We start from the raw sequence: 23,657 nt of genomic DNA on the forward strand, positions 1-23,657 counted from the left end.
TTACCTCACCAAGGTGCCGGTGCGGCGGATGCGCCGCTGCAGTTGCAGGATGCCGTACAGCAGCGCCTCGGCGGTGGGCGGGCAGCCGGGGACGTAGATGTCGACCGGCACGATCCGGTCGCAGCCGCGCACGACGGAATAGGAATAATGGTAATAGCCGCCGCCGTTGGCGCAACTGCCCATGGAAATCACATAGCGCGGCTCGGGCATCTGGTCATAGACCTTGCGCAGCGCCGGCGCCATCTTGTTGGTCAGCGTGCCCGCGACGATCATCAGGTCCGACTGCCGGGGCGAGGCCCGCGGCGCCGTCCCGAACCGTTCCAGGTCGTAGCGCGGCATCGAGGCGTGGATCATCTCGACCGCGCAGCAGGCCAGGCCGAAGGTCATCCAGTGCAGCGAGCCGTTGCGCGCCCAGTTGATGATGTCCTCGGTGGTGGTCAGCAGGAAACCCTTGTCCTGCAGCTCGCGGTTCAGCTGCGCCGTCGCGACCTCGCGGTCGGCGCCCGCAGTATTGGCCCCGGTCATCACGCCCATTCCAGCGCCCCTTTCCGCCATTCATAGGCAAATCCGATGGTCAGGACGGCCAGGAAGACCATCATCGACCAGAAGGCCACATCGCTGAGCGACGACAGATTCACCGCCCAGGGGAACAGGAACGCGATCTCGAGGTCGAAGATGATGAACAGGATCGACACGAGATAGAACCGCACGTCGAATTTCATCCGCGCATCGTCGAAGGCGTTGAAGCCGCATTCATAGGCGCTGACCTTCTCCGGGTCCGGGTTGCGCACCGCCAGCACGGCAGCCGCAAGGACGAGGATGATCGCCAGCGCCGCGGCCATGCCGATGAAGACCAGGACGGGCAGATATTCGGACAGAAGATAGTCCACGAGAGGGCTCCCCTGACGGCGGCGACCCTCGGGTGCCGCGTGGCTGTGTGGCTGGGGTTTCGTTTATCCCTCCCCCGCCCGGTGGTCAATGCAACCATGGCGCCAAAGCCGGGGCGCGGCGCCCGGGTTTTCCAGCCGCTGCCCGGATCCCCCCGCCGACCGGGCGCCACGCCCCCGCTGGGACGGAATCGCTGCCGGCCCGGCCGCGCCATCGGGTATTTTCACCAGAAAGAAGCAGCCACGCGGTGTTTCTTCCTTGCCGCAAATATCCTCGGGGGGAATCGCCGCCAGGCGATGGGGGGCGGACAGCCCCCCTTCCCTCGCACCGCCGGCCGCCGCCCGGGCCGGGTCAGGCGCTGGCGGCCTTGCGCGGTTTGGTCGCGGCTGCGGGCCGCGCCGCGGCCGTCCGTTCCAGCAGCGGCGCCAGATAGCGGCCGGTGTGACTGTCGGGAACGGTGGCGATATCCTCGGGCGTGCCGGTGGCGACGATCACCCCGCCGCCATCGCCGCCCTCGGGGCCGATGTCGATGATCCAGTCGGCGGTCTTGATCACGTCGAGGTTGTGCTCGATCACCACCACGGTGTTGCCCTGCTCGACCAGCCGGTGCAGCACCTCGAGCAGCTTGCGGGTGTCGTCGAAATGCAGCCCGGTGGTGGGCTCGTCGAGGATATAGAGCGTGCGCCCGGTCGAGGCGCGCGACAGCTCCTTGGCCAGCTTGACCCGCTGCGCCTCGCCCCCCGACAGGGTGGTGGCCTGCTGGCCGACCTTGACATAGCCCAGCCCGACCTCGACCAGCGCATCCATTTTCGAGCGGATCGAGGGCACCGCGCGGAAGAACTCCTGCGCGTCCTCGATGGTCATGTCCAGCACGTCGGCGATCGATCGACCCTTGAACTCGACCTCCAACGTCTCGCGGTTGTAGCGCTTGCCCTTGCAGGTCTCGCAGGTGACGTAGACGTCGGGCAGGAAATGCATCTCGATCTTGATGACGCCGTCGCCCTGGCAGGCCTCGCAGCGGCCGCCCTTGACGTTGAAGCTGAAGCGGCCGGGGCCGTAGCCGCGGGCCTTGGATTCCGGCAGCCGGGCGAACCAGTCGCGGATATGGGTATAGGCGCCGGTATAGGTGGCCGGGTTCGAGCGCGGGGTGCGCCCGATGGGCCGCTGGTCGATGTCGATCACCTTGTCCAGCTGTTCCAGCCCCTTGACCGCGCGGGCGGGCGCCGGGGTCTGGCGGGCGCCGTTCAGCCGCATCGAGGCGGTCTTGAACAGCGTCTCGATGGTCAGCGTCGACTTGCCGCCGCCCGAGACGCCGGTCACGCAGACGAACCGCCCCAGCGGGAAATCCACCGTCACGTCGCGCAGGTTGTTGCCAGTGGCGCCCTCGACGGTCACGGCCTTGCCGTTGCCCTTGCGGCGCTCGGCGGGGACCGGGATCTCGCGCGCGCCGGACAGATATTGCCCGGTCAGGCTGTCGGGGTTGGCCTCGATCTCGGCCGGCGTGCCCTTGGCCACCACCTGTCCGCCATGGACCCCCGCCCCCGGCCCCATGTCGAAGACGTAATCGGCATGGCGGATCGCGTCCTCGTCATGCTCGACCACGATCACCGAGTTGCCCTGATCGCGCAGCCCCTTTAGCGCGCCCAGCAGCCGGTCGTTGTCGCGCTGGTGCAGCCCGATCGAGGGCTCGTCCAGCACATAGAGCACCCCGGTGAGGCCACTGCCGATCTGGCTGGCCAGCCGGATGCGCTGGCTTTCGCCGCCCGACAGCGTGCCGGCGGCGCGGCTCAGCGTCAGGTAATCCAGCCCGACATTGACCAGGAACCCCAGCCGTTCGCGGATTTCCTTGAGGATGGCGCGGGCGATCTCGTTCTTCTGCTTGGTCAGGTGGTTGGGGGCGTCCTCGGTCCAGGCCAGCGCCTCGCGGATCGACAGGTCGGTGACCTGGCCGATATGGGTGCCGGCGATCTTCACCGCCAGCGCCTCGGGCTTGAGCCGCCAGCCGTTGCAGACATGGCAGGGGCGTGCGTTCTGGTAACGCTCCATCTCCTCGCGCGACCAGGCGCTGTCGGTTTCGCGGTAGCGGCGTTCCATGTTGGGGATCACGCCCTCGAAGGTGCGGCTGACCTCGTAGACCCGGCCGGCGTCGTCGAAGCGGAAACGGATCTCTTCGCTGCCCGAGCCGTGCATGAACAGCTGCCGGATTTCGTCCGGCAGGTCGCGCCACGGGGTCTTGCGGTCGAAGCCGTAGTGTTTCGCCAGCGCGTTGATGGTCTGGGTCAGATAGGCGGATTTCGACTTCGCCCAGGGCGCGATGGCGCCCTGCGCCAGCGACAGGCCGGTGTCGGGCACGATCAGCCGCTCGTCGAACACCAGCTCCGCCCCCAGCCCGTCGCAGGAAGGGCAGGCCCCCAGCGGCGCGTTGAAGGAAAACAGCCGCGGCTCGATTTCCGGGATTGTGAAGCCGGAGACCGGGCAGGCGAAGTTCTCGCTGAAGGTGATGCGTTCGCCCTCGCCTTCCGCTGGTGCGGTTTCCAGCACCGCGATGCCGGCGGCGAGGTCCAGCGCCGTGCGCAGGGAATCGGCCAGACGCGTTTCCAGCCCCTCGCGCACCACGATGCGGTCCACCACCACATCGATGTCGTGGCGGAACTTCTTGTCCAGCGTGGGGGGCGTGTCGAGCTCGTGGAACGTGCCATCGATCTTGACCCGCTGGAAGCCTTTCTTGCGCAGCTCCAGCAGCTCTTTCTCATAGGCGCCCTTGCGGTCGCGCACGATCGGGGCCAGCAGATAGGCGCGGGTCCCCTCGGGCAGAGCCATGATCCGGTCCACCATGTCCTGCACCTGCTGCGCCTCGATCGGCAGGCCGGTGGCCGGCGAATAGGGCGTCCCTGCCCGCGCGAACAGCAGCCGCAGATAGTCGTAGATTTCCGTGACCGTGCCGACGGTCGAGCGCGGGTTCTTGCTGGTGGTCTTCTGCTCGATGGAAATCGCCGGCGACAGGCCGGTGATGTGGTCCACATCCGGCTTGCCCATCATGTCGAGGAACTGCCGCGCATAGGCCGACAGGCTTTCGACATAGCGCCGCTGCCCCTCGGCATAGATGGTGTCAAAGGCGAGGCTGGATTTCCCCGACCCCGACAGCCCGGTGATCACCACCAGCCGGTCGCGGGGGATGTCCATGTCGACATTCTTGAGGTTGTGTTCGCGCGCGCCGCGCACCTCGATGAACTTCTGTTCCATGCGGGGGCCTTTTCGGGGGACAGGGGCAACAGATAGGCAGGCAGCTGTTGAAAGACAACGGCCGAGACGGAACGGAATATGAACTTGCGCATGGCTGCATCTATGGCAGAATGGCGTTGCAAGCGGTTAACGCGCGAGGGTTCGCCATGCCTGACAAGACCTATACCGGCAGTTGCCAATGCGGTGCCATCGCCTTTGAGGTCACGGCGGATGTGGATCGCACCATCACCTGCAACTGCTCGCGCTGCCGGCGGCTGGGGGCGGTGCTGACCTTTGTTCCGGCGGCGGCATTCCGGCTGACCGCAGACGGTCCGACGACGGAATACCGCTTCAACAAGCACGTCATCTCGCACCGTTTCTGTCCGACTTGCGGCATCCAGCCCTATGCGACCGGGGAACAGGACGGCCAGACGATCGTGGCAGTGAACGTCAACTGTCTGGACGGGGTGGATGCGCGGGCGCTCGATTCGCAGGTTGTTGACGGGGCATCTGCCTGATCGGCGCAAGTTTCCGGGCGCTTGCGCACCGCCCTCAGCCGCCGGTGTGGCTCATGTGGCGCGAGACCTTGCCGGCGACGCCGCGGGAATAGTCGAAGTCGTGGCCCTTGGGCTTGCGGGCGATGGCGGCGCGGATCGCCTCGCGCAGCGGGCCGTCGTCGGGGCTGGCGCGCAAGGGCGCGCGCAGGTCGGCGCGGTCCTCCTGCCCCAGGCACATGTAAAGCTCGCCCGTGCAGGTGACGCGCACGCGGTTGCAGCTTTCGCAGAAATTATGGGTCAAGGGGGTGATGAAGCCGATCTTCTGTCCGGTTTCCTCGATCCGCACATAGCGGGCCGGGCCGCCGCTGCGCTCGGCCAGCGGCGTCAGGGTGAAGCGTTCGGCCAGCCGCGCGCGCAGGTCGCTGAGCGGCCAGTACTGGTCCAGCCGGTCCTCCTCGCCCATCTCGCCCATCGGCATGACCTCGATGAAGGTCAGGTCGTGGCCCTCGCCCGCGCACCAGTCGAGCAGGGGGAACAGCTCGTCCTCATTGAAGCCCTTCAGCGCCACGGTGTTGATCTTGACCCGCATCCCCGCGGCCCTGGCGGCAGCGATACCGCCCAGCACCTGCGGCAGCCGGCCCCAGCGGGTGATGGCGGCGAACTTGTCGGGGTCGAGCGTGTCGAGCGAGACGTTCACCCGCCGCACCCCGCAATCGGCCAGCTCGTCGGCAAAGCGCGACAGCTGGCTGCCGTTGGTGGTCAGGGTCAGCTCGTCCAGCCCGTTGCCCAGCCGCCCGGACATGACCCGGAACAGCGACATGATGTTGCGCCGCACCAGCGGCTCGCCCCCGGTGATGCGCAGCTTGCGCACGCCCAGGTCGATGAAGGCGCCCGCCAGGCGTTCGAGTTCCTCCAGCGTCAGCAGCTCGGCCTTGGGCAGGAACTGCATGTGCTCGGCCATGCAATAGGTGCAGCGGAAATCGCAGCGGTCGGTGACCGAGACCCGCAGGTAGGTGATGGGGCGGGCGAAGGGGTCGATCAGCGGGGCGCAGGACATGGCCGCAACATAGGCAGCGCGGGGCGGCGGCTCAAGGCCCGGCAAGAGCGGCGGCGGGGCGCCGAAGAACCGGCGCGGGCGTGGACAGCGGCGCCCGGGCGCGGCAGTCTGGGGCGAAAGCCAACAGACCCCGGGGACCGATCCATGACCACCGCACAAGCGTTCAACCGACTGGCGCTGCTGCTGCCGCTGCTGGCGCTGGCCGGCTGCGACCTGGCGGCCACCGGGACGCCGCAGCCGCCACCGCGGGCCACGGCCCCGGCCGCCCCCTCGGGCGTGACCGAAACCGCGTTGCAGCGCCCGGCCAGCGCGCGCTCGGTCGCGTCGCTGGATGCCTCGGCGGCAGAAAAGGCGGCGGCGAGCCGGCCTGCCGCCGCAGGGGCGCGGCTGGGGACCACCATCGCCTCGCTGGGGGATGCGACCAAGGGCGGGTTCTGGATCCGCACGCCGCTGGTGCAGGCCCCGGGCAAGGGGCGGCTGGTGGACCCCGCGACCGGGAAATCGGTGAATGTCGACCTGATCCCCCTGCCCGGCCCGGCCTCGGCCGGCAGCCAGGTGTCGCTGCCGGTGCTGACCACGCTGGGGGTGGGGCTGACCGACCTGCCCGAGGTCGAGGTGTATCGGAACTGACGGCGGGCTCAGCTCCAGTCGGGGCGATGGCGTTCGACCCAGGCGCGGCCGGGGTCGCCGCCCCACAGCTGCCAGGCGATATAGGCGGCCGAGGGCGCGCCCTCGCCCCAGCCCTCGCGCGCCCGCAGGCTAGCGAAGCGGGCGAACCAGCCGGCGATCACCCGCATCTCGCGCGCGGATTGCGGGCGGCGCGCGGCCAGCGCCTGCGCCCGGGCCAGCCCGACCTCGGTGCCGCCGCGGCCGTGGCGCGCGCGCAGCGCCAGCCCCTGCTGCGCTGCCGCCGCGACCTCGGGGGGCGGCACGAAGCCCGGCGCCGCCAGCCCCAGCGCATCCAGCCCCGCCGCCAACACAGGCGGCAGGGACTCGCGGCCGCTCATCCGGCGGGCATCCGCGCCTCGACCATCCCGGCCAGCCAGCTGGCCCCGGCCGGGATGGCGCTGTCGTCGAAATCATAGGCGGGGTGGTGCAGCATAGCGCTGTCGCCGTTGCCCAGGAAGATATAGGCCCCCGGCCGCGATTCGAGCATGTAGCTGAAATCCTCGCCCGCCATCAGCGGCGGCGCGGCGGTGTCGACCGACCCGGCGACGGCGCGGGCGACCTCGGCCGCGTGGGCGGTGGCGTCCCGGTGGTTCACCGTCACCGGATAGCCGCGGCGATAGTCGATGGCGGCGCTGACCCCCAGCGCCTCGGCAGTGCTGGCGACCACCCGGTGAAAGCGCTGTTCCAGCAGGTCGCGCACGGAGGCATCGAGCGAGCGCACGGTGCCCCGCAGCCGCACCTCTTGCGGGATGATGTTATAGGCGTGGCTGGAAGTCTCGACCGAGCAGACCGAGACCACCCCCGCCTGCAACGGGTCGAGGTTGCGCGCCACCAGCGATTGCAGCGCCGTCACCAGCTGCGCCGCGGCCAGCACCGGATCGACGCAATCCTGCGGCCGCGCCGCGTGGCCGCCGCGGCCGGTCAGCACCACGTCGAACTGGTCGGCGGCGGCCATGATCCCGCCCTCGCGGATCGCGAATTGCCCGACGGGCAGGCCGGGCAGATTGTGCAGCGCATAGAACTCTTGAATGCCCCAGCGCTCGACCAGCCCGTCCTGGACCATGGCCAGCCCGCCGGCGCCGTTTTCCTCGGCCGGCTGGAACACCAGCACGGCGGTGCCGTCGAAATTGCGGGTCTCGGCCAGGTATTTCGCCGCCCCCAGCAGCATCGCGGTGTGGCCGTCGTGGCCGCAGGCGTGCATGACCCCCGGCGTGGTCGAGGCATATGCGGCGCCGGTGATCTCGGTGATCGGCAGCGCATCCATGTCGGCGCGCAGCGCCACCACCCGCGCGCGCGTATCGCGTCCGCCGCGGATCACCGCCACCACGCCGCTGCGGCCGACGCCCTCGGTCACCTCGTCGGCGCCAAAGCCGCGCAGCAGCTCGGCCACGCGGGCGGCGGTGCGGTGGACGGCATAGTCCAGTTCGGGGTGGCGGTGGAAATCATGCCGCCAGCCGGTGATCTCGGGCAGCAGTTCGGCAAAGCGGTTCCTGACGGGCATGGCGCAACTCCTGTGACCCGGGCAGGCTACAGCGCGGCGGGGCGGGCGCAAGCCGTTGCGGCGAGATCAGCCCCCGGTCAGCGCCGCCACCGCATCGGCCAGATGCCGGCGCGGCAGGATCAGGATGCAGGGCCCGTCCAGCGCCAGCTCGACCGCCCCCCCCAGCGCGGCGTTCGAGGTGCCGACCCGGCCCGCCGGCTCGAACACCAGCCCGGAGATCGGCCAGCGCAGGCCGCGGCTTTCCCCGCTCACCCGCCCCAGCGGATAGAGCGAGACCCGCGTGCCCGCCGGCAGGTCCAGCGCCAGCCGCGGCGGCGCCGCGATCATCACGTCGGTGCCCGCCAGCAGCAGGCAGGGCGGGTGGCGCAGCCGGGTCAGCGTGGTCAGATTGGCCAGCAGATGGTCATGGCGCGGCCCGGCGAAGCCCACCGCCACCACGAAGGGCGCGGCGATCCGCGACAGGCATTTTTCAAAATCGGTGCTCTCCTGCTCGGCGATATGGTGCAGCCGGCCGGCGGGGATTTGCGCCCGCACTTCAGCCGAAAGGGAATCAAAATCCCCCGCCACCGCCAGCGGCATCAGCCCCGCCGCCAGCGCCCGTTCGGACCCGCTGTCGGCAGCCATGATCGCCGGGGCCAGCGTCGTCGCCTGCGCCAGATCGACGTCCGGCACCGCGCCGCCGCCGATCAGGGTGACGCCCTGCGCGCTGGACAGCAGCGGCGTCATTCGCCGCGGCCGATCCCCCGGAACACATGCCGGAACGGGATCGCCCAGGCAAAGGCCAGGAAGATGTAGACCGGCACCTCGGCCCAGATCGGCATCCGGCCGAAGCGCGCGTCCAGCCAGTTCATCAGGGTGACCGCGATCACGATCCAGATCGGCAGCCAGACCAGCAGCAGCACCAGCGACCAGCGCTTGCGGGCCTTCAGCGACATCTCTTTTCCGTTGCCCGGCCCCGCCATCGGATCAATCCGCGAAAGGGTCGTGGACAAGGATGGTGTCGTCGCGTTCGGGGCTGGTAGAGAGCAGCGCGACCGGGCACTGGATCAGTTCCTCGATGCGGCGGACGTATTTCACCGCCGCCGCCGGCAGATCGGCCCAGGAGCGCGCGCCTTCGGTCGATTCCGACCAGCCCTCGATTTCCTCGTAGACCGGAACGGCGCGGGCCTGCAGCGCGGCGGCGGTGGGCAGGTGGTCGTAATGCACCCCGTCGACGGTGTAGCCGGTGCAGATCTTCAGCGTCTCGAACCCGTCCAGCACGTCGAGCTTGGTCAGCGCGATGCCGTGGACGCCGGAAATGGCGCAGGTCTGGCGCACCAGCGCCGCGTCGAACCAGCCGCAGCGGCGCTTGCGGCCGGTGACGGTGCCGAACTCGCGGCCGCGCTCGCCCAGCCGCTGGCCGATCCCGTCCTCGAGCTCGGTCGGAAACGGGCCGGAACCCACGCGGGTGGTATAGGCCTTGACGATGCCCAGCACATAGCCGATCGCCCCCGGCCCCATCCCGGTGCCCGAGGCCGCCGCCCCCGACATGGTGGTCGACGAGGTGACATAGGGATAGGTGCCGAAGTCGATGTCCAGCAGCGAGCCCTGCGCGCCCTCGAACAGGATGCGCTTGCCGGATTTGCGGGCGTCGGCCATCACCTTCCACACCGGCTGCGCATAGGGCAGCAGCTTGGGCGCGATCTCCAGCAGCTGCGCGCGCAGCGCCGCGCGGTCGATGGGGTCCGCCCCCAGCCCTTGGCGCAGCGGGTCGTGATGGGCGAGCAGCCGGTCCAGCCGGTCGTCCAGCGTCTGTTCGTCGCCCAGATCGGCGACGCGGATCGAGCGGCGGCCCACCTTGTCCTCATACGCCGGGCCGATGCCGCGGCCGGTGGTGCCGATCTTGGCCTTGCCGGCGGCTTCCTCGCGCAGGCGGTCCAGGTCCTGGTGCAGCGGCAGGATCAGCGGGGTGTTTTCCGCGATCACCAGATTCGCGGTCGAGATCTCGACCCCCTGCCCCGACAGCTTGTCGATTTCGGAGAACAGCGCCCAGGGGTCCAGCACCACGCCGTTGCCGATCACCGCCAGCTTGTTCTTGCGCACGATCCCCGAGGGCAGCAGCGACAGCTTGAACACCTGCCCGCCGATCACCAGCGTGTGCCCGGCGTTATGGCCGCCCTGGAACCGCGCGATCACGTCGGCGCGCTCGGACAGCCAGTCGACGATCTTGCCCTTGCCCTCGTCGCCCCACTGGGCGCCGACCACCACCACATTCGCCATCACAATTCCTTTGGTCACGTGCGCGGGGCGCGGTATAGCCCCGAAAGATCGCCCCGGGAAGCCGCTATTGCCCCAGGATCGAGGCCAGACGCCGCAGCGCCAGCAGATAGCCCTCGGTCCCGCAGCCGGCGATCACCCCCTCGGCGCGGGCGCTGACGAAGGAATGGTGCCGGAAGGACTCGCGCCGGTGGATGTTCGAGATATGCACCTCGATCACCGGCCCGTCATAGGCGTTCAGCGCGTCGAGGATCGCGACCGAGCTATGGCTGTAGGCGGCGGGGTTGATGACGATGCCGGCGGCCTCGGCGCGGGCCTCGTGGATCCAGTCGACCAGCTGGCCCTCGTGGTTCGACTGCCGGAACCGCAGCCCCAGCCCCAGCTGATCCGCAAGCGCCATGCAGCGGGTTTCCACATCGGCCAGCGTCTCGTGCCCGTAGACCTCGGGCTGGCGCTGGCCCAGCAGGTTCAGGTTCGGTCCGTTGAGGACATGGATCATGCGGGTCATTCAAGAACCATCCTGCAAAATGCCCTGCAAAACGGCCCACCCGGGAACCGCCTGACTGCTGGTCGGGGCGAGAGGATTCGAACCTCCGGCCTACGGTACCCAAAACCGTCGCGCTACCAGGCTGCGCCACGCCCCGGACCGAGCGTGTTCTAGACCAGCGGCGCGGCGGGCGAAAGGGCGAAACTCAGTCGCAGGGGGCGGCAGCGGTGGCCTGTGGCACGGCGGGGTGGCGCAGGGTGGTGCCGGGGACCAGCCCGCGGCGCGCGGCCTCGCCGCCCGCAAGCTCCAGCACCAGCAGCCGCTCGGGGTCGGGGTCGCCGGGGGCGGCGCCGGGAATGATGGTCAGGTCGTGGGGCTGCGCCTGCGGGTGGACGTGGCGCAGCACGCCCTTTTCGTCAAAGAACAGCATGTCCAGCGGGATCAGCGTGTCCTTCATCCAGAACCCGGCGGGCTGCGGCGCTTCATAGACGAACAGCATCCCGTGGCTGCGCAGCAGCTGCCGGCGCCCCATCAGCCCGCGGGCGCGCGTGGCCGGATCGGCCGCGATCTCGACGGAAAACACCGCATGGGACCCCGATGGCGTGGTCAGCATCACCTGCCCGGGGTCGCAGCTGCCCTGCGCAGCCGCCGCCCCCGCCGACAGCGCCAGCGGCAACAGCGCCCCGGCGACGATGCGCCGGGCGCCGCTCACAGCGCCTGTTTCGACATCGGCATCAGCGCCGAGCCGCCCTGCAGCAGCCGCCCGGCCGCGACGCGACGTTCGCCACGAGCGGCGGGCGGGTCGGCGCGGGGCTCACCCCGGGGCGCAGACAGATCGGACCGCGATTCCAGCGAAGCCGCGGGGGCGGAGGCGGGGCCGGTATCCTCTTGCGACTCGCCCTCACCCGAACGCTCGGGGTCCAGCGAATCCGACACTGCGCGTTCCCAGGCCAGGATCTGCGCCGCCATCAGCCCGCGGGGCGCGGTGACCACGCGCAGCCCCACGGCCTCGCCCGATTGCAGATCGGCGAACCCCCAGCGGCGCAGCACCTCGACATGCAGGAACACGTCGCCCTTGCGCCCGAAGATATTGGCAAAGCCGAAGCCCTTCATCCGGTCGAACCACTTGACCCGCGCCGGCAGCAGCGGCAGCGCGTTCAGGTCGGCATCCTCCAGCGGCTCGAGATCGGCGATCGGCGCGATGGATTCGGCAGGGGCCGGCACCACCGCCACCACCTCGGACGCCTGCCGGCCGCGCGGGGTGCGGATCGCCAGCACCTCGACCAGCGCGCCTTCTACCACCGAGCTTTGCCCGAAGTTGCGCAGCACATTGGCGTGGACGAGCACGTCGGGCCCGCCTTCCGCATCCGCCAGAAATCCGAACCCCTTGACCGGATCGAACCACTTGATCTGGCCTTTGACGTATTCGCCGATCCCGGGTTCTTCGCCATTCATTACAAGATTATACCTCTGAGGCTCGGCGCGGAGATATTCCTGTCGCGCCGGGCACAAGTTGCAAAGTCGTGCCGCAAACCGGCTTCGGGGACAAGCTAACACCCGTCCGGGCGCAGGAAAAGCTGCGCAAGGTCGGATGCGACAAGTTTGTCCACAAACAATGTTGACCCGAAGGGCGGCGCGCGGCCCCGGCGGCAGTTGTCCGCGGCCGGCCTGAGGCCGGCCCGGCGCAGGCGGGCACGCGGGCCCGTCGGAACGGCCGGGATGGCGCGGCAGCGGCGCCCGGACTCAGGGCTGCAGCCGCTGGATGTCCCAGCCGCCGCCCGCGGCCGCGTCTCGGCGGGTCCAGCGGAAACGGTCGTGCAGGCGAAAGGCGCCGTCGGCCCAGAACTCGATCTGCACCGGCGTGATGCGGAAGCCGCCCCAGAACGGCGGCCGGGCGGGCGTCAGCCCGTGGCGCAGCCCCTGCCGCGCCACCTCGGCCATCAGCGTCCCGCGGCTGTCCAGCGGCTGGCTTTGCCGGCTGGACCAGGCGCCGATGCGCGACTGCAGCGCGCGGCTGGCATAATAGGCGTCGGCGGCGGCGCCTTCCTCGCGGGTGACGCTACCGCGGACGCGGATCTGCCGGCGCAGCGACTTCCAGTGCATCACAAAGGCCGCCTTGCCGGTCGCGGCGATCTGGCGGCCCTTGGCGCTGTCGTAGTTGGTATAGAACACGAAGCCGCCGTCCGGCCCCGGCTCGATCTCTTTCAGCAGCACCATGCGCACGTCGGGCAGCCCGTCCGCGTCCACCGTGGCCAGCGCGATGGCGTTGGGGTCGTTGGGCTCGGTCGCGTTGGCCTCGTCCAGCCAGGCGCGGGCAATGGCGAAAGGATCCTCGCCCTGAAAAATCCCGGTGCGGTCGCTCATCTTGATGCCTTCCGGCCTTTCGCCTAATTCTCGGAGCAAGTTTGAAAGCGCGAGGGACAACCCATGTCAAGCGATACCCCGGCGATGGGGCTGATGGCCGGCAGGCGGGGGCTCATCATGGGCCTTGCAAATGACAAGTCCATGGCGTGGGGAATCGCCCGCGCCGTGGCGGCGCAGGGCGCCGAACTGGCCTTTTCCTATCAGGGCGAGGCGCTGAAGAAGCGGGTCGAGCCGCTGGCCGCACAGCTGGGGTCGGACATCGTGCTGCCTTGCGACGTGGGCGACATGGAATCGGTCGATGCGCTGTTCGCCGCGCTGAACGATCGCTGGGGCAAGCTGGATTTCGTCGTCCACGCCATCGGGTTTTCCGACAAGGACGAATTGCGCGGCCGCTATGTCGACACCACCCGCGACAATTTCCTGATGACGATGGATATCTCGGTCTATTCCCTCACCGCGGTGACGCAGCGGGCGGCGGCGATGATGCCCGACGGCGGCTCGGTGCTGACCCTGACCTATTACGGGGCCGAGCGGGTGATGCCGCATTACAACGTCATGGGCGTGGCCAAGGCCGCGCTGGAGGCCTCGGTCCGCTATCTGGCCGAAGATCTGGGCAAGGACGGGATCCGCGTCAACGCGATCTCGGCCGGGCCGGTCAAGACCCTGGCCGCCAGCGGCATCGGCGATTTCCGCTATATCCTGAAATGGAACGAGCTGAACTCGCCCCTGCGCCGCAACGTCACCACCGACGACGTGGGCAAGTCGGCGCTGTATCTGCTGTCCGACCTCGGGTCCGGGGTGACCGGGGAAACCCACCACGTCGACGCCGGCTATCACGTCGTCGGCATGAAGGCGGTGGACGCCCCCGACATCGACGCGGTGACGGGCCGCAAGGCCGCCGAATGACACTTGCGGGCGCGGGACGACGCTGATGCAGGCCATCACCCTGCCCGCGCTGGCGCTGTTCGTCACCACGCTGGGGTTCGCCATCCTCTCGCCCGGGCCGGCGATCATCGCGGCCAGCCGCTCGGCCGCGGCGCGCGGGCGGCAGGCGTCGATGCCCTATGCGATGGGGCTGGCCGTCGGCGCCTCGGTCTGGTGCCTGTTCGCGCTGTTCGGGCTGACGGTGCTGTTCCGGGTGGTGCCGCAAGCCTACACGCTGCTGCGGCTGCTGGGCGGCGCCTATCTGATCTGGATCGCGGTGCAGATGTGGCGCCACGCCGCCGAGCCGCTGGAGATGCAGGGCGCCGCCGCCACCGGCCCCGGCTTTCGCCAGGGGCTGGCGCTGAACCTGTCCAACCCCAAGCCCGCACTGTTCTATGGCAGCGTCATCCTGACCCTGTTTCCCGGCCTGTCCAGCCTCGGCGGCGCCGTCGTCTATCTGGTGGCGCTGGCGGTCGAGCTGGGGTTCTACGCCGCCGTCACCGCGCTGATGGCGACCGGCCCGATGCGCCGCGCCTATCGCGCCGCCAAGACCGCGATCGACCGCATTGCCGGCACGCTGATCGGGGCACTCGGCCTGACGCTGATGCTTCGCAACTGACAAGAACCCAAGGAGCCCACCCCCATGTCCGTCCCGCCCTCCACCTCGCGCCCCGACCGCCTGCCGCATGAGCGCGGCTTTCACGTCAGCTGGGACCAGCTGCACCGCGACGCCCGGGCGCTGGCCTGGCGGCTGCAGGACAAGGCCCCACAGGGCGGCGGCGAGTGGCGGGCGGTGGTGGCGATCACCCGCGGCGGCATGGTCCCGGCGATGATCGTCGCGCGCGAGCTCGACATCCGCACCATCGACACCATCAGCGTGAAATCCTATCGCAAGGGCGAACAGGGTGAGCTGCAGGTGCTGAAAGCCCCCGATGCCGAGATGATGGGCGACGGCGAGGGGGTGCTGATCGTCGACGACCTGGTCGACAGCGGCCGCACGCTGGAACTGGTGCGCAAGCTCTACCCCCGCGCGCATTTCGCCACCGTCTACGCCAAGCCCAAGGGCCAGCCGATGACCCAGACCTATATCACCGAGGTCAGCCAGGACACCTGGATCTTCTTCCCCTGGGACCTGGCGCTGCAATATGTCGAGCCGTATCGGGGGAGCGACTGATCTTTCGGGTGGGGGCTTCCCGGATGCGGGTCGGGGTGGAGGTTCCTATGTCGAGGTCAGCCGGGAGGCTTGGGGCCTCCTTCCCTAGGACCTGACGCTGCAATAGGTCGGGCTGTGCGGCGGGATCGTCTGATTTTCTGAGGGGAAGCCCATCTGATTCTCTGAGGCGAAGCGTTGTCGCTCTGTCCGAGATGCGTTCCGCGCAAACACCGCTGTATCACCGAGGTCAGCGAGGGCATCTGAGGCTTCCCGCGGGATCTGCCGCTGAAATATGTTGAGCTGTACGGCGAGAGCGCCCGATTTTTTGGGGCGAGAAGTTGTCGCTTTTTCCAAGTGTGTGCAGAGCCGGCGCTCCTGTGTCGACAAGGCCACGGACTGCCGGACGACTGATTTCCCGGGGCGACGCGTTGCAGTTCTTCGCCAGAGACGGGTAGGGCGGACGTTCTTATGTCGGCGACTTCAGCCAAGGTAGCGCGATCGTCATTCCCTAGGACTTCGTGCTGCAACACGTCGAGCCTCAGCGGGAATTAGCTGATTTTATGGGGAAGGCGTTGGAGCTTCCCCGGATACGCCTGGTTCCTCGGATACGCCCGGCAGACGTTTCACATTACCGCCCCCATCACCAACGTCATTCACAACCTCTGGGTTCTTCCTTCCGTGGGGACCTCTCATGCAGACGTATAGCCATATCGCGAGCCCGTCCGATTTCAGCAGACAAGCGGTGTTGCTCTTCCCGGTGCGAGCAGAGCCGACGGCAGTGCAACTTGCGCAAGAACTCGCATTGGCGAGAGGCCGTTCAAAGCTAGGAACTTTCAACAAACACGCCGCGGAAGAGTTCCCCCGACCAGGAAGCACGGGGCCAAGCAGCTGGGCTCGATCCTGTCATCTCAACATGGGCCCCTTCTCCGGTACCGGTGGGTCCAATCACTCGCCACTTTCACCCGGGATCTTGTCCTCGCCTTCAGGGGGCACACTGCGCCCGGGCTCGCCCTGGTCCTGAGCGGCGTCCTGTTCGGCCTGGCGGCGCTTGTTTCGTTCGGCTTCCTCCGGGGTGGTGTCGCGGACCGGGTTGTAGCGGTTGCGTTCGAAGGGCAGATTGCCCATGGCTCTCTCCTTTCGGGCTGAGGTCGTGGCCGGAGCCTTTTTCCGTTCGCTTCACAACGTGCGGCGCGGGCGCAGGGTTGCATCTCGGTGCGGTCTTTCGGCGCAACCGCGGCACCTGTTTCCACAGCATATCCGCGGATCCGCGCCACCCCGAACGAATCGAGGCGGCGCGCCGCGGTGTTTCAACCGCAGAGCATCATCCTATCGCCTCCCCTAGCAGCTCTCATCTCCAACCATGTTCCACGATTGTTCTTTACAAAGGGTAAAAATAATGGGAACAAAATAAAAACACACATGGAGACACTCATGTTCCCCCTGTCCAAGCTGCCCGAAGCGATCGCCGATATGCTGGGAGTTGCCGCCATCTCGCTGGCCACCATCGCCGTGCTCTGGCTGGGCTGAGCGCAGGCGGAACGGCGGTCACAAGGATTCTCCAGCGATTTCCACGCCTCTGGAATGCCGCCCTGCACTGGGCGCGTCTGTAAGGTTTCCCCACGCTTGGCCGCTCAGCCCGAGCACAAAGCGGGTGAAATCCGACTGGCAGGCAACGACCGGAATCCCAAGCACGCAGGCCATTGTCCGGCTTCTCTGACGCGCTTCCTTGCCGCAGAATCGCGCAGGTCAGCGGCGCATCAGACCAGTGCGGTTCCAAGGGACGCTTCTCGATGCACGACATCGGATTCTTTCCGACACGGCTTCCGTCATCACCGTCGCATCCGCTGCAGGCCTACGCTGTCGCGCTACACCGACAGAGCCCTGCTGAATCCCAACAGCACAGTGCCGAACCAGCATCTCCGCGGCATTGTCCATAAGGGAAGGTTCCGGTCCGGCCCTGCCGCAAATTTTTCCCAGGGGCCATGAAACGCAAGCCGCTCCGGCAATGGCGCGCCATGCTGCTGAACCCTGTATGCCACAGTTCTACCGCTGACTCCGTTAAAGCTACCCACGGGCTCGGCGGCTAGAACCGCATTCCAGGAACGCAATTCCCACAACGGCGCAGCAGCCCCATAGCTGCGCTTGATGTCGCCAAGCATTGCAACCTTTATTCGCTGCAGATCCTGTTGCGGAGCAGCTAAGGCCAGCATCCCTGCAATGATGCGCTCGTACCATGCAGACCTCCCGACGCCGCTTCCGTGAGGCTGGATTTCGAATGCCGCTACCAAGCTCTCCGTGGGCTAGGTAGTTGAAGTATCACTGCATGAGTAGAATTCCCGCGACGGCGCAGCACTCCATGGCACTTGATGTCGCCCCGCATTGCACCTCTGTCCTGCCGCGGATCCTGCTGCGGGGTCGGTCGAGGCCGACATTCCTGTGACAATGCGATCATACGAGGCAGTGCCCTTGCTCACCCGGCGTACCCCGGCGCAGCTTCGAGAAGCGACATTGCAGCCTCTGCCTTGCAGCAGGCCAAGCGAGAGACACAGCAACCACCGCGCCGCTCCGGCAACAACGCGTCATGCGTCGGCGCAGGCCTCCGCACCGTGCGCTTCTATCACCCGCGCTTGCCACAGAACTGCCGCCGCAGCCGCTCGCGAATCAATAGCTGCGGATCAGCCCAACCAAGCGGCCCTGGATGCGGATCTTGTCCTCGGGCAGGACCCTTGTCTCATAGGCCGGGTTGGCGGCCTCAAGGGCGATCATGCCGCCGCGGCGGCGGTAGCGTTTCAGGGTCGCCTCGGCGCCTTCGATCAGCGCCACCACGATGTCGCCGTTGTCGGCGGTGTCCTGTTCGCGGATCACCACCACGTCGCCGTCGTTGATCCCGGCCTCGATCATCGAATCGCCGCGGACCTCGAGCGCATAGTGATGGTCGCGCCCCGACAGCATCGAGCCGGGCACCGCGATATGATGCGAGATTTCCGAGATCGCCTCGATCGGCACTCCGGCAGCGATGCGACCCATCACCGGCAGTTCCACCGCCGGGCTGTCGACGATGGGCATCGCCCCGCGCGGGCGCGGCGGCGGCGCCGGGCGGTCGTTCGAGATCACCCGCGGCTGAAAGCCGCCCGCCCCCTCACCCGCCCCTTCCTCGCCCCGCGCCAGTGCGTCGGGCAGGCGGATGATTTCCAGCGCCCGCGCGCGATGCGGCAGGCGGCGGATGAAGCCGCGTTCTTCAAGCGCGGTGACCAGCCGGTGGATGCCCGATTTCGACCGCAGGTCGAGCGCGATCTTCATTTCATCGAAAGAGGGCGGCACACCATCGCGCGCCACCCGTTTCTGGATGAACTCGAGCAACTGGATCTGCTTTCTGGTCAGCACCGCATAATCCCCGCAAAAACGGCCCCGGAACGGGGCAGGTTCATCCAATGTTCTAGGCACGTTCACCTTTCAGGTCAACGCATATCCCGATTTGGATGAAGAAACCGTTAACGCGGCAGCGGAATATACTGCATCAGCTCGCCCGCACGCCGCGCAGGGTCGCCCGCGGGGCGGACCAGCAGCGCATCGGCCTGCGCCAGCAGCGCCAGCCGGGCGGAATCCTGGTCGCCGAAAGGGGCGATCACGGTGCCGCGCCCGTCCTCGCGCAGCGCCGCGCGCAGATAATGCTGGCGCCCGCCCTCGGGCGGCAGGTCGCCGGCCAAAGCGGCGTGGCGGACCACCGGCTGCGGCGCCGCGTGGCCCTGCATCGCGCGGATCAGCGGCTGCATGAACAGCACCGCGGTCACGATCGCCGAGACCGGGTTGCCCGGCAGCCCCAGCATTGCGCCATCGCCCAGCCGCCCGGCCATCAGCGGCCGGCCGGGGCGCATGGCGATGCGGTGGAAGGCGCGCTCCATCCCCAGATCGGCGGCGACGCGGGCGATCAGGTCGTGCTCACCGACCGAGGCGCCGCCGATGGTCACCACCAGATCGGCGCCAGCGGCCGCGGCAAACGCCTCGCGCAGGCTGGCTTCGGTGTCGCGGGCCAGCGGCAGGATCCGGGCCTCGGCCCCCGCATCGCGGGCCAGCGCCGCCACGGCGAGATCGTTCGAGCTGATGATCTGGCCGGGGCCCGGCGCCCCGCCGGGGGCCACCAGCTCATCGCCGCCGGCCAGCACCGCCACGCGCGGGCGCCGCCCGACCGTCACCTGCGGCACGTTCATCGCCGCCAGCAGCGCCAGGTCGACCGCCGACAGCACCCGCCCCGCCACCACCCGGTCGCCGGCGGAAAAATCATTTCCGCGCGGGCGGATATTGCTGCGCCCCTGTGGCACGGTCACGGTGACCAGATCGCCGTCGCGGGTGGTATCCTCCTGCATCACCACCAGCTCGGCGCCGTCGGGCACCGGGGCGCCGGTGAAGATGCGCGCGGCCTCGCCCGGCCCCAGCGTGCCGCCCCAGCCGCGGCCGGCGGCGGCCTCGGCCACCACACGCAGCGGCCCGGGCAGGTCGGAGCGGCGCAGCGCATAGCCGTCCATCGCGGCGGCATCGAAGGGCGGTTGCGTCATCTGCGACACCGCGTCCGTCAGCAGCACCCGGCCGCGGGCCTCGGCCAGCGCCAGCCGTTCCGGCTGCGGCTCGCGCGCCAGCCCCAGCACTAAGGCCAGCGCCTGATCGACACTCAGCGCGGTCACGGCGCGGCCTCGAAGGTGCCGGACTTGCCGCCGGTCTTCTTCAGCAGGCGGATGCCCTCGATCCGCATGTCCTTCTGCGCCGCCTTGAGCATGTCGTAAACCGTCAGCGCCGCGACCGAGGCCGCGGTCAGCGCCTCCATCTCGACGCCGGTGCGGCCGGTGGTGCGGGCGGTGGCGGTGATGCGGACGCCGGGCAGCGCCGGGTCGGCCACCAGATCGACCGAGACCTTGTCCAGCGGCAGCGGATGGCACAGCGGGATCAGGTCGGCGGTGCGCTTGGCGCCCATGATCCCGGCCAGCCGCGCCACCCCCAGCACGTCGCCCTTGGCGGCGCCGCCCTGGGCCAGCGCCAGGGTTTTCGGGGACATGATCACCACAGCCTCGGCCACAGCCTCGCGGGTGGTGGGGGTCTTGCCCGAGACATCGACCATATGCGCCTGGCCGGCGGCGTCGAAATGGGTCAGCATCGCTCGACCTTCAGGATGGCTTCGGTGGCGGCGGCAACGTCGGGCTGGCGCATCAGGCTTTCCCCGATCAGGAAGCGGCGGACGCCGCCCTGCATCACAAGCGCCAGATCGGCAGCGGTGAACAGCCCGCTTTCGCAGACCACCTCGCGGTCGTCGGGAATGCGCGGGGCCAGCCGCAGCGTCGTCTCAAGATCCACCTCGAAGGTCTTGAGATTGCGGTTGTTCACCCCGATCAGCGGCGAATCCAGCCGCATGGCGCGGTCCAGTTCCCATTCGTCATGGATCTCGATCAGCGCGTCCATGCCCCAGTGGCGCGCCGCATCCTCAAGCTCGGCCGCCAGCGCGTTGTCGACCGAGGCCATGATGATCAGGATGCAGTCGGCGCCCCAGGCGCGGGCCTCGGCGACCTGATAGGGGTCGTGCAGGAAATCCTTGCGCAGCACCGGCAGCTCGCAGGCCTCGCGGGCGGCGGTCAGGAACTCGGGCGCGCCCTGGAACGAGGGCGCATCGGTCAGCACCGACAGGCAGGCGGCGCCGCCCTGCTGATAGGCGCGGGCCAGCGCCGGCGGGTCGAAGTCGGGGCGGATCAAGCCCTTGGAGGGGCTGGCCTTCTTGATCTCGGCGATCAGCGCCGGGCCGGACGCGGCCTTGTCGGCCAGGGCGCGGGCAAAGCCGCGCAGGGGCGGGGCGGCGCGCGCCTCGGCCTCGACCGCCGACAGCGAGCGCGCGGCCTTGGCGGCGGCGATTTCCTCGAGCTTGTAGCTCTTGATGCGTTCCAGAATATCCATGCACACAGATAGCGCCACGGCAGGGCCGGACGCAACTGCCCCCCCACACCGCCCGCGCCCACACGGCAACGCGCGGCTTTTCTTCACCACATAAATATCCTCGGGGCTTCCAAGCGCCCGGAATAGGAGGCGGATCAGAAAACAGCCCCCGAGGCTGTTTTCCCGCCGGATGGTCCGGCGGACTGTTTTCAGCGAGGAAGGCCACGGAAGTGGCCGGGGCAGCGCCCCGGTCCCCGCCGCGCCGTCACCCCGACCAGTCGATCGGATCGCGCCCCTGCGCCAGCAGCCACGCGTTCACCCGGCTGAACGGCCTTGAGCCGAAAAACCCGCGCCGCGCCGACAGGGGCGAGGGATGCGGGCTTTCGATCACCAGGTCCTGCGGGCGCGGCAGGCCGCGGGCGACGCGGGCGGCATGGGCGCCCCACAGGATGAACGCCAGCGGCCCATGGGACTGCGCCTCAGTGATGGCCTCGCGCGCCAGCCGGTCCCAGCCCCAATCCGCATGTGCCCCCGCCTGCCCCGGCAGCACCGACAGCGAGGTGTTGAGCAGCAGCACCCCCTGCCGCGCCCAGTGGCTCAGGTCGCCTGAGGGCGGGCGCGCGCCGGTGTCGGCCTCGAGCTCGGCAAAGATATTGGCCAGCGAGCGCGGCAGCTTCACCCCCGGATTGACCGAGAATGCCAGCCCGTTGGCGTGGCCCGGCGTCGGATAGGGGTCCTGCCCCAGGATCACCACCTTCACATCCTGCGGCCGCACCGCCTCCAGCGCGGCAAAGACCCGCCCCGGCCCCGGCAGCCAGTCCTTGCCGCGCAGCCGCTCGCGGATTGCCGGCCAGTCGCGGGTGAAGAAGGGCAGATGCGCCCAGGCCGGCGGCGGCAGCGGCTGCGTCACCGCCGGAGCCTCCGGCGGGGATATTTGGGGACAAGAGAGGAGATCGCGCCGGGCATCGTGCCGTCAGGCTTCCGGCGCGCCGGTGATCGCGGCCAGCCGCGACAGCCGCTCGGCCGCCTTGCCGGAATCGATCGAGTCACGGGCAAGCGCCACCCCCTCGCGCAGGTCGGCGGCGCGGCCCGCGACCAGCAGCGCAGCGCCGGCGTTCAGCAGCACCGCGTCGCGATAGGCGCCGGGGGCGCCGGCCAGCAGCGCGCGCAGGGCGGCGGCGTTCTCGGCCGGCTCGCCGCCGATGATCTCTTCGAACTTGTGGGTGGGCAGGCCGGCGTCGGCGGGCGAGATCTCGAACTCGGTGATCTCGCCGTCCTTCAGCTGCACCACCCGGCTGGGCGCGGCGATGGACAGCTCGTCGGTGCCGTCGCCGCCATGGACCAGCCAGGCCGAGGTCGAGCCGAGCTCGCGCAGGGTTTCCGCCATCGGCCGCAGCCAGTCGCTGGAAAACGCCCCGGTCAGCTGCGCGCGCACCCCGGCCGGGTTGGTCAGCGGCCCCAGCAGGTTGAAGATGGTGCGCGTACCCAGTTCCGCCCGCGCCGGGCCGACGTGGCGCATCGCCGGGTGGTGGGTCGGCGCCATCATGAAGCAGATGCCGCAGTCGTCCAGCGCCCGCTGCGCCACCGCAGGGCCGCCCATCACGTCCAGCCCCAGATGGGTCAGCGCATCGGCGCTGCCGGATTTCGAGGACAGGTTGCGGTTGCCGTGCTTGGCCACCGGCACCCCGGCGCCGGCCACCACCAGCGCCGCGGCGGTCGAGATGTTCAGCGTGCCCTTGCCGTCGCCGCCGGTGCCCACGATGTCGATGGCGCCTTCGGGGGCGGTGATGCGGTTCATCCGCGCCCGCATGGCCCGGGCGGCGGCGGCCATTTCCTCGACCGTCTCGCCGCGCACCCGCATCGCCATCAGCAGCCCGCCGATCTGCGCCGGCGTCGCCCGCGCGTCGAACAGCGCGCCGAAGGCGGCCTCGGCCTCGGCCCCGGTCAGGGGACGGGTGGCGGCGATGCCGATCAGCGGGCGGATATCGGTGACGGGACGCGGGTCGGTGGCGGGGCGGGGGTCGGAAGCGGGACGGGTGGCAGAAGCGGTCATGCGGCCTCGGTCGAGTTGCTGCAACGGCGCAGGAAGCTGGCGATCATCTCGTGCCCGTGTTCCGAGCGGATGCTTTCGGGGTGGAACTGCACGCCCTCGACCGGCAGGCTGCGGTGCGCCAGCCCCATGATGGTGCCGTCGGCAGCGGTGGCGGTCACCCGCAGGCAGTCGGGCAGGCTGTCCGGGTCCACGCACAGCGAATGATAGCGCGTCGCCCGCAGCGGCGAGGGCAGCCCGGCAAACACCCCGCTGCCGTCATGGGTGATCATGTCGGTCTTGCCGTGAACGATGCGGGGGGCGCGGATGACGCGGCCGCCGAACGCCTCGCCGATGGCCTGGTGGCCCAGGCAGACGCCCAGCACCGGCAGTCCGGTTTCCGCGGCAGCCCGGATCAGCGGCACGATGATCCCTGCCTGGCCCGGCGTGCAGGGGCCGGGCGACACCAGCAGCCCCGCCGGCCGCCGCGCCAGCGCCTCGTCCACCGACAGCGCGTCGTTGCGGGCGATTTCCACCGTGGCGCCGGCCTCGGCCAGATAATGGACGAGGTTCCAGGTGAAGCTGTCGTAATTGTCGATCATCAGGATCCGCGGCGCCGGACCGGCTTCGGCGGAAACCGAGGCGGCACGGACCGCCGGGACAGTGGAAAGGAAGGTCATGCGACTCGCTTCAGGCT

Annotated in this window: 26 protein-coding genes and 1 tRNA gene; 5 read left to right on the top strand and 22 right to left on the bottom strand. The window is 69.1% G+C overall.

Annotation, left to right across the window (positions count from 1 at the left end):
• The 3 genes from RSP45_RS04415 to uvrA all read right to left on the bottom strand — a co-directional run bounded on the left by RSP45_RS04415 (nucleotide 1) and on the right by uvrA (nucleotide 4,131).
• Nucleotides 1-525, bottom strand: a complete 525-nt coding sequence (locus RSP45_RS04415) for a NuoB/complex I 20 kDa subunit family protein (protein WP_073063602.1) — start codon at nucleotides 523-525, stop codon at nucleotides 1-3.
• Nucleotides 525-890 (bottom strand): NADH-quinone oxidoreductase subunit A, encoded by a 366-nt coding sequence (locus RSP45_RS04420; RefSeq protein ID WP_415393362.1) that lies wholly within the window; start codon nucleotides 888-890, stop codon nucleotides 525-527. Before RSP45_RS04420 ends, RSP45_RS04415 begins: the two co-directional genes overlap by 1 nt.
• Before the next feature lie 349 nt (nucleotides 891-1,239).
• A complete protein-coding gene (uvrA, locus tag RSP45_RS04425) occupies nucleotides 1,240-4,131 on the bottom strand; it encodes an excinuclease ABC subunit UvrA (RefSeq protein WP_415393363.1) in 2,892 nt (963 codons plus the stop codon).
• Between the two features lie 146 nt (nucleotides 4,132-4,277).
• On the opposite strand from uvrA, the gene RSP45_RS04430 reads away from it, so the two are divergent.
• Nucleotides 4,278-4,628, top strand: a complete 351-nt coding sequence (locus RSP45_RS04430; RefSeq protein ID WP_415393364.1) for a GFA family protein — start codon at nucleotides 4,278-4,280, stop codon at nucleotides 4,626-4,628.
• A gap of 34 nt (nucleotides 4,629-4,662) precedes the next feature.
• Here RSP45_RS04430 and moaA read toward each other — a convergent pair whose 3' ends face one another.
• Nucleotides 4,663-5,664 carry a GTP 3',8-cyclase MoaA gene (gene moaA / locus RSP45_RS04435; RefSeq protein WP_415393365.1) on the bottom strand — a complete coding sequence of 334 codons (1,002 nt, stop codon included), beginning with the start codon at nucleotides 5,662-5,664 and terminating at the stop codon, nucleotides 4,663-4,665.
• A gap of 144 nt (nucleotides 5,665-5,808) precedes the next feature.
• Here moaA and RSP45_RS04440 point away from each other — a divergent pair, with 144 nt between their 5' ends.
• A complete protein-coding gene (locus RSP45_RS04440; RefSeq protein ID WP_303729832.1) occupies nucleotides 5,809-6,294 on the top strand; it encodes a hypothetical protein in 486 nt (161 codons plus the stop codon).
• A gap of 8 nt (nucleotides 6,295-6,302) precedes the next feature.
• On the opposite strand, the gene RSP45_RS04445 is transcribed toward RSP45_RS04440, so the two are convergent.
• From RSP45_RS04445 to pdxH, 10 genes are all read right to left on the bottom strand, one after another.
• The gene (locus tag RSP45_RS04445; protein WP_415393366.1) at nucleotides 6,303-6,671 is read right to left on the bottom strand and encodes a hypothetical protein; all 369 of its coding nucleotides are present in this window, start codon (nucleotides 6,669-6,671) and stop codon (nucleotides 6,303-6,305) included.
• On the bottom strand, nucleotides 6,668-7,834 hold the full coding sequence (locus RSP45_RS04450; protein ID WP_415393367.1) for a M20 aminoacylase family protein: 1,167 nt from the start codon (nucleotides 7,832-7,834) through the stop codon (nucleotides 6,668-6,670). Before RSP45_RS04450 ends, RSP45_RS04445 begins: the two co-directional genes overlap by 4 nt.
• A gap of 66 nt (nucleotides 7,835-7,900) precedes the next feature.
• Nucleotides 7,901-8,560, bottom strand: a complete 660-nt coding sequence (locus RSP45_RS04455) for a thiamine diphosphokinase (protein WP_415393368.1) — start codon at nucleotides 8,558-8,560, stop codon at nucleotides 7,901-7,903.
• Nucleotides 8,557-8,769 (bottom strand): DUF2842 domain-containing protein, encoded by a 213-nt coding sequence (locus RSP45_RS04460; protein WP_073063605.1) that lies wholly within the window; start codon nucleotides 8,767-8,769, stop codon nucleotides 8,557-8,559. The genes RSP45_RS04455 and RSP45_RS04460 overlap by 4 nt, the downstream gene beginning before the upstream one ends.
• A gap of 31 nt (nucleotides 8,770-8,800) precedes the next feature.
• A complete protein-coding gene (locus RSP45_RS04465) occupies nucleotides 8,801-10,093 on the bottom strand; it encodes an adenylosuccinate synthase (protein ID WP_415393369.1) in 1,293 nt (430 codons plus the stop codon).
• 64 nt (nucleotides 10,094-10,157) lie between these two features.
• On the bottom strand, nucleotides 10,158-10,598 hold the full coding sequence (gene aroQ, locus RSP45_RS04470; RefSeq protein ID WP_415393370.1) for a type II 3-dehydroquinate dehydratase: 441 nt from the start codon (nucleotides 10,596-10,598) through the stop codon (nucleotides 10,158-10,160).
• Between the two features lie 59 nt (nucleotides 10,599-10,657).
• Nucleotides 10,658-10,734, bottom strand: a tRNA-Pro gene (locus RSP45_RS04475).
• A 48-nt stretch (nucleotides 10,735-10,782) separates the two neighbouring features.
• Entirely contained in the window at nucleotides 10,783-11,289 is a 507-nt protein-coding gene (locus RSP45_RS04480) for a DUF192 domain-containing protein (RefSeq protein WP_415393371.1), read from the bottom strand.
• Nucleotides 11,286-12,032 carry a cold-shock protein gene (locus RSP45_RS04485; protein WP_415393372.1) on the bottom strand — a complete coding sequence of 249 codons (747 nt, stop codon included), beginning with the start codon at nucleotides 12,030-12,032 and terminating at the stop codon, nucleotides 11,286-11,288. Before RSP45_RS04485 ends, RSP45_RS04480 begins: the two co-directional genes overlap by 4 nt.
• Before the next feature lie 288 nt (nucleotides 12,033-12,320).
• A complete protein-coding gene (gene pdxH / locus RSP45_RS04490; RefSeq protein WP_415393373.1) occupies nucleotides 12,321-12,941 on the bottom strand; it encodes a pyridoxamine 5'-phosphate oxidase in 621 nt (206 codons plus the stop codon).
• A gap of 63 nt (nucleotides 12,942-13,004) precedes the next feature.
• Between pdxH and fabI the strand changes: the two genes are divergently transcribed.
• The 3 genes from fabI to gpt are packed head-to-tail and all read left to right on the top strand — an operon-like array spanning nucleotide 13,005 to nucleotide 15,039.
• The gene (gene fabI / locus RSP45_RS04495) at nucleotides 13,005-13,847 is read left to right on the top strand and encodes an enoyl-ACP reductase FabI (protein ID WP_415393374.1); all 843 of its coding nucleotides are present in this window, start codon (nucleotides 13,005-13,007) and stop codon (nucleotides 13,845-13,847) included.
• Between the two features lie 25 nt (nucleotides 13,848-13,872).
• Nucleotides 13,873-14,484 (top strand): LysE family translocator, encoded by a 612-nt coding sequence (locus RSP45_RS04500; protein ID WP_415393375.1) that lies wholly within the window; start codon nucleotides 13,873-13,875, stop codon nucleotides 14,482-14,484.
• Nucleotides 14,485-14,508: 24 nt separating this feature from the next.
• Nucleotides 14,509-15,039, top strand: a complete 531-nt coding sequence (gene gpt / locus RSP45_RS04505) for a xanthine phosphoribosyltransferase (protein ID WP_415393376.1) — start codon at nucleotides 14,509-14,511, stop codon at nucleotides 15,037-15,039.
• Between the two features lie 924 nt (nucleotides 15,040-15,963).
• Here gpt and RSP45_RS04510 read toward each other — a convergent pair.
• The 8 genes from RSP45_RS04510 to RSP45_RS04545 form a co-directional block, all read right to left on the bottom strand.
• Nucleotides 15,964-16,143 (bottom strand): hypothetical protein, encoded by a 180-nt coding sequence (locus RSP45_RS04510; RefSeq protein WP_073062601.1) that lies wholly within the window; start codon nucleotides 16,141-16,143, stop codon nucleotides 15,964-15,966.
• 1,536 nt (nucleotides 16,144-17,679) lie between these two features.
• On the bottom strand, nucleotides 17,680-18,402 hold the full coding sequence (gene lexA / locus RSP45_RS04515; RefSeq protein WP_415393377.1) for a transcriptional repressor LexA: 723 nt from the start codon (nucleotides 18,400-18,402) through the stop codon (nucleotides 17,680-17,682).
• A gap of 107 nt (nucleotides 18,403-18,509) precedes the next feature.
• A complete protein-coding gene (glp, locus tag RSP45_RS04520) occupies nucleotides 18,510-19,697 on the bottom strand; it encodes a gephyrin-like molybdotransferase Glp (RefSeq protein ID WP_415393378.1) in 1,188 nt (395 codons plus the stop codon).
• Complete coding sequence (moaC, locus tag RSP45_RS04525; protein WP_415393379.1) at nucleotides 19,694-20,164, bottom strand: cyclic pyranopterin monophosphate synthase MoaC; 471 nt, start codon at nucleotides 20,162-20,164, stop codon at nucleotides 19,694-19,696. Before moaC ends, glp begins: the two co-directional genes overlap by 4 nt.
• Nucleotides 20,158-20,952, bottom strand: coding sequence for an indole-3-glycerol phosphate synthase TrpC (gene trpC, locus RSP45_RS04530; protein WP_415393380.1), 795 nt, complete (start codon nucleotides 20,950-20,952; stop codon nucleotides 20,158-20,160). Before trpC ends, moaC begins: the two co-directional genes overlap by 7 nt.
• Nucleotides 20,953-21,196: 244 nt before the next feature.
• Complete coding sequence (locus tag RSP45_RS04535; protein WP_415393381.1) at nucleotides 21,197-21,841, bottom strand: uracil-DNA glycosylase; 645 nt, start codon at nucleotides 21,839-21,841, stop codon at nucleotides 21,197-21,199.
• Between the two features lie 63 nt (nucleotides 21,842-21,904).
• Nucleotides 21,905-22,984, bottom strand: a complete 1,080-nt coding sequence (gene trpD / locus RSP45_RS04540) for an anthranilate phosphoribosyltransferase (RefSeq protein WP_415393382.1) — start codon at nucleotides 22,982-22,984, stop codon at nucleotides 21,905-21,907.
• Nucleotides 22,981-23,562: an anthranilate synthase component II gene (locus tag RSP45_RS04545; RefSeq protein ID WP_415393383.1), complete on the bottom strand. Its 582-nt coding sequence runs from the start codon at nucleotides 23,560-23,562 to the stop codon at nucleotides 22,981-22,983. Before RSP45_RS04545 ends, trpD begins: the two co-directional genes overlap by 4 nt.
• Nucleotides 23,563-23,657: the final 95 nt, after the last annotated feature.

This window comes from Paracoccus sp. SJTW-4, from assembly GCF_047716885.1.
GTDB lineage: Bacteria > Pseudomonadota > Alphaproteobacteria > Rhodobacterales > Rhodobacteraceae > Paracoccus > Paracoccus solventivorans.

What these genes read in the sequence shown, in the direction of transcription:
- trpC (WP_415393380.1), bottom strand. Translation starts at nt 20,952, where the DNA reads ATGGATATTCTGGAACGCATCAAGAGCTACAAGCTCGAGGAAATCGCC.
- RSP45_RS04415 (WP_073063602.1), bottom strand. Translation starts at nt 525, where the DNA reads ATGACCGGGGCCAATACTGCGGGCGCCGACCGCGAGGTCGCGACGGCG.
- RSP45_RS04455 (WP_415393368.1), bottom strand. Translation starts at nt 8,560, where the DNA reads ATGACGCCGCTGCTGTCCAGCGCGCAGGGCGTCACCCTGATCGGCGGC.
- gpt (WP_415393376.1), top strand. Translation starts at nt 14,509, where the DNA reads ATGTCCGTCCCGCCCTCCACCTCGCGCCCCGACCGCCTGCCGCATGAG.
- RSP45_RS04545 (WP_415393383.1), bottom strand. Translation starts at nt 23,562, where the DNA reads ATGATCGACAATTACGACAGCTTCACCTGGAACCTCGTCCATTATCTG.
- moaC (WP_415393379.1), bottom strand. Translation starts at nt 20,164, where the DNA reads ATGCTGACCCATTTCGACGCCGCCGGCCAGGCGCATATGGTCGATGTC.
- RSP45_RS04485 (WP_415393372.1), bottom strand. Translation starts at nt 12,032, where the DNA reads ATGAATGGCGAAGAACCCGGGATCGGCGAATACGTCAAAGGCCAGATC.
- RSP45_RS04445 (WP_415393366.1), bottom strand. Translation starts at nt 6,671, where the DNA reads ATGAGCGGCCGCGAGTCCCTGCCGCCTGTGTTGGCGGCGGGGCTGGAT.
- aroQ (WP_415393370.1), bottom strand. Translation starts at nt 10,598, where the DNA reads ATGACCCGCATGATCCATGTCCTCAACGGACCGAACCTGAACCTGCTG.
- trpD (WP_415393382.1), bottom strand. Translation starts at nt 22,984, where the DNA reads ATGACCGCTTCTGCCACCCGTCCCGCTTCCGACCCCCGCCCCGCCACC.
- fabI (WP_415393374.1), top strand. Translation starts at nt 13,005, where the DNA reads ATGTCAAGCGATACCCCGGCGATGGGGCTGATGGCCGGCAGGCGGGGG.
- uvrA (WP_415393363.1), bottom strand. Translation starts at nt 4,131, where the DNA reads ATGGAACAGAAGTTCATCGAGGTGCGCGGCGCGCGCGAACACAACCTC.
- moaA (WP_415393365.1), bottom strand. Translation starts at nt 5,664, where the DNA reads ATGTCCTGCGCCCCGCTGATCGACCCCTTCGCCCGCCCCATCACCTAC.
- RSP45_RS04450 (WP_415393367.1), bottom strand. Translation starts at nt 7,834, where the DNA reads ATGCCCGTCAGGAACCGCTTTGCCGAACTGCTGCCCGAGATCACCGGC.
- RSP45_RS04440 (WP_303729832.1), top strand. Translation starts at nt 5,809, where the DNA reads ATGACCACCGCACAAGCGTTCAACCGACTGGCGCTGCTGCTGCCGCTG.
- RSP45_RS04510 (WP_073062601.1), bottom strand. Translation starts at nt 16,143, where the DNA reads ATGGGCAATCTGCCCTTCGAACGCAACCGCTACAACCCGGTCCGCGAC.
- pdxH (WP_415393373.1), bottom strand. Translation starts at nt 12,941, where the DNA reads ATGAGCGACCGCACCGGGATTTTTCAGGGCGAGGATCCTTTCGCCATT.
- RSP45_RS04430 (WP_415393364.1), top strand. Translation starts at nt 4,278, where the DNA reads ATGCCTGACAAGACCTATACCGGCAGTTGCCAATGCGGTGCCATCGCC.
- RSP45_RS04465 (WP_415393369.1), bottom strand. Translation starts at nt 10,093, where the DNA reads ATGGCGAATGTGGTGGTGGTCGGCGCCCAGTGGGGCGACGAGGGCAAG.
- RSP45_RS04460 (WP_073063605.1), bottom strand. Translation starts at nt 8,769, where the DNA reads ATGTCGCTGAAGGCCCGCAAGCGCTGGTCGCTGGTGCTGCTGCTGGTC.
- RSP45_RS04500 (WP_415393375.1), top strand. Translation starts at nt 13,873, where the DNA reads ATGCAGGCCATCACCCTGCCCGCGCTGGCGCTGTTCGTCACCACGCTG.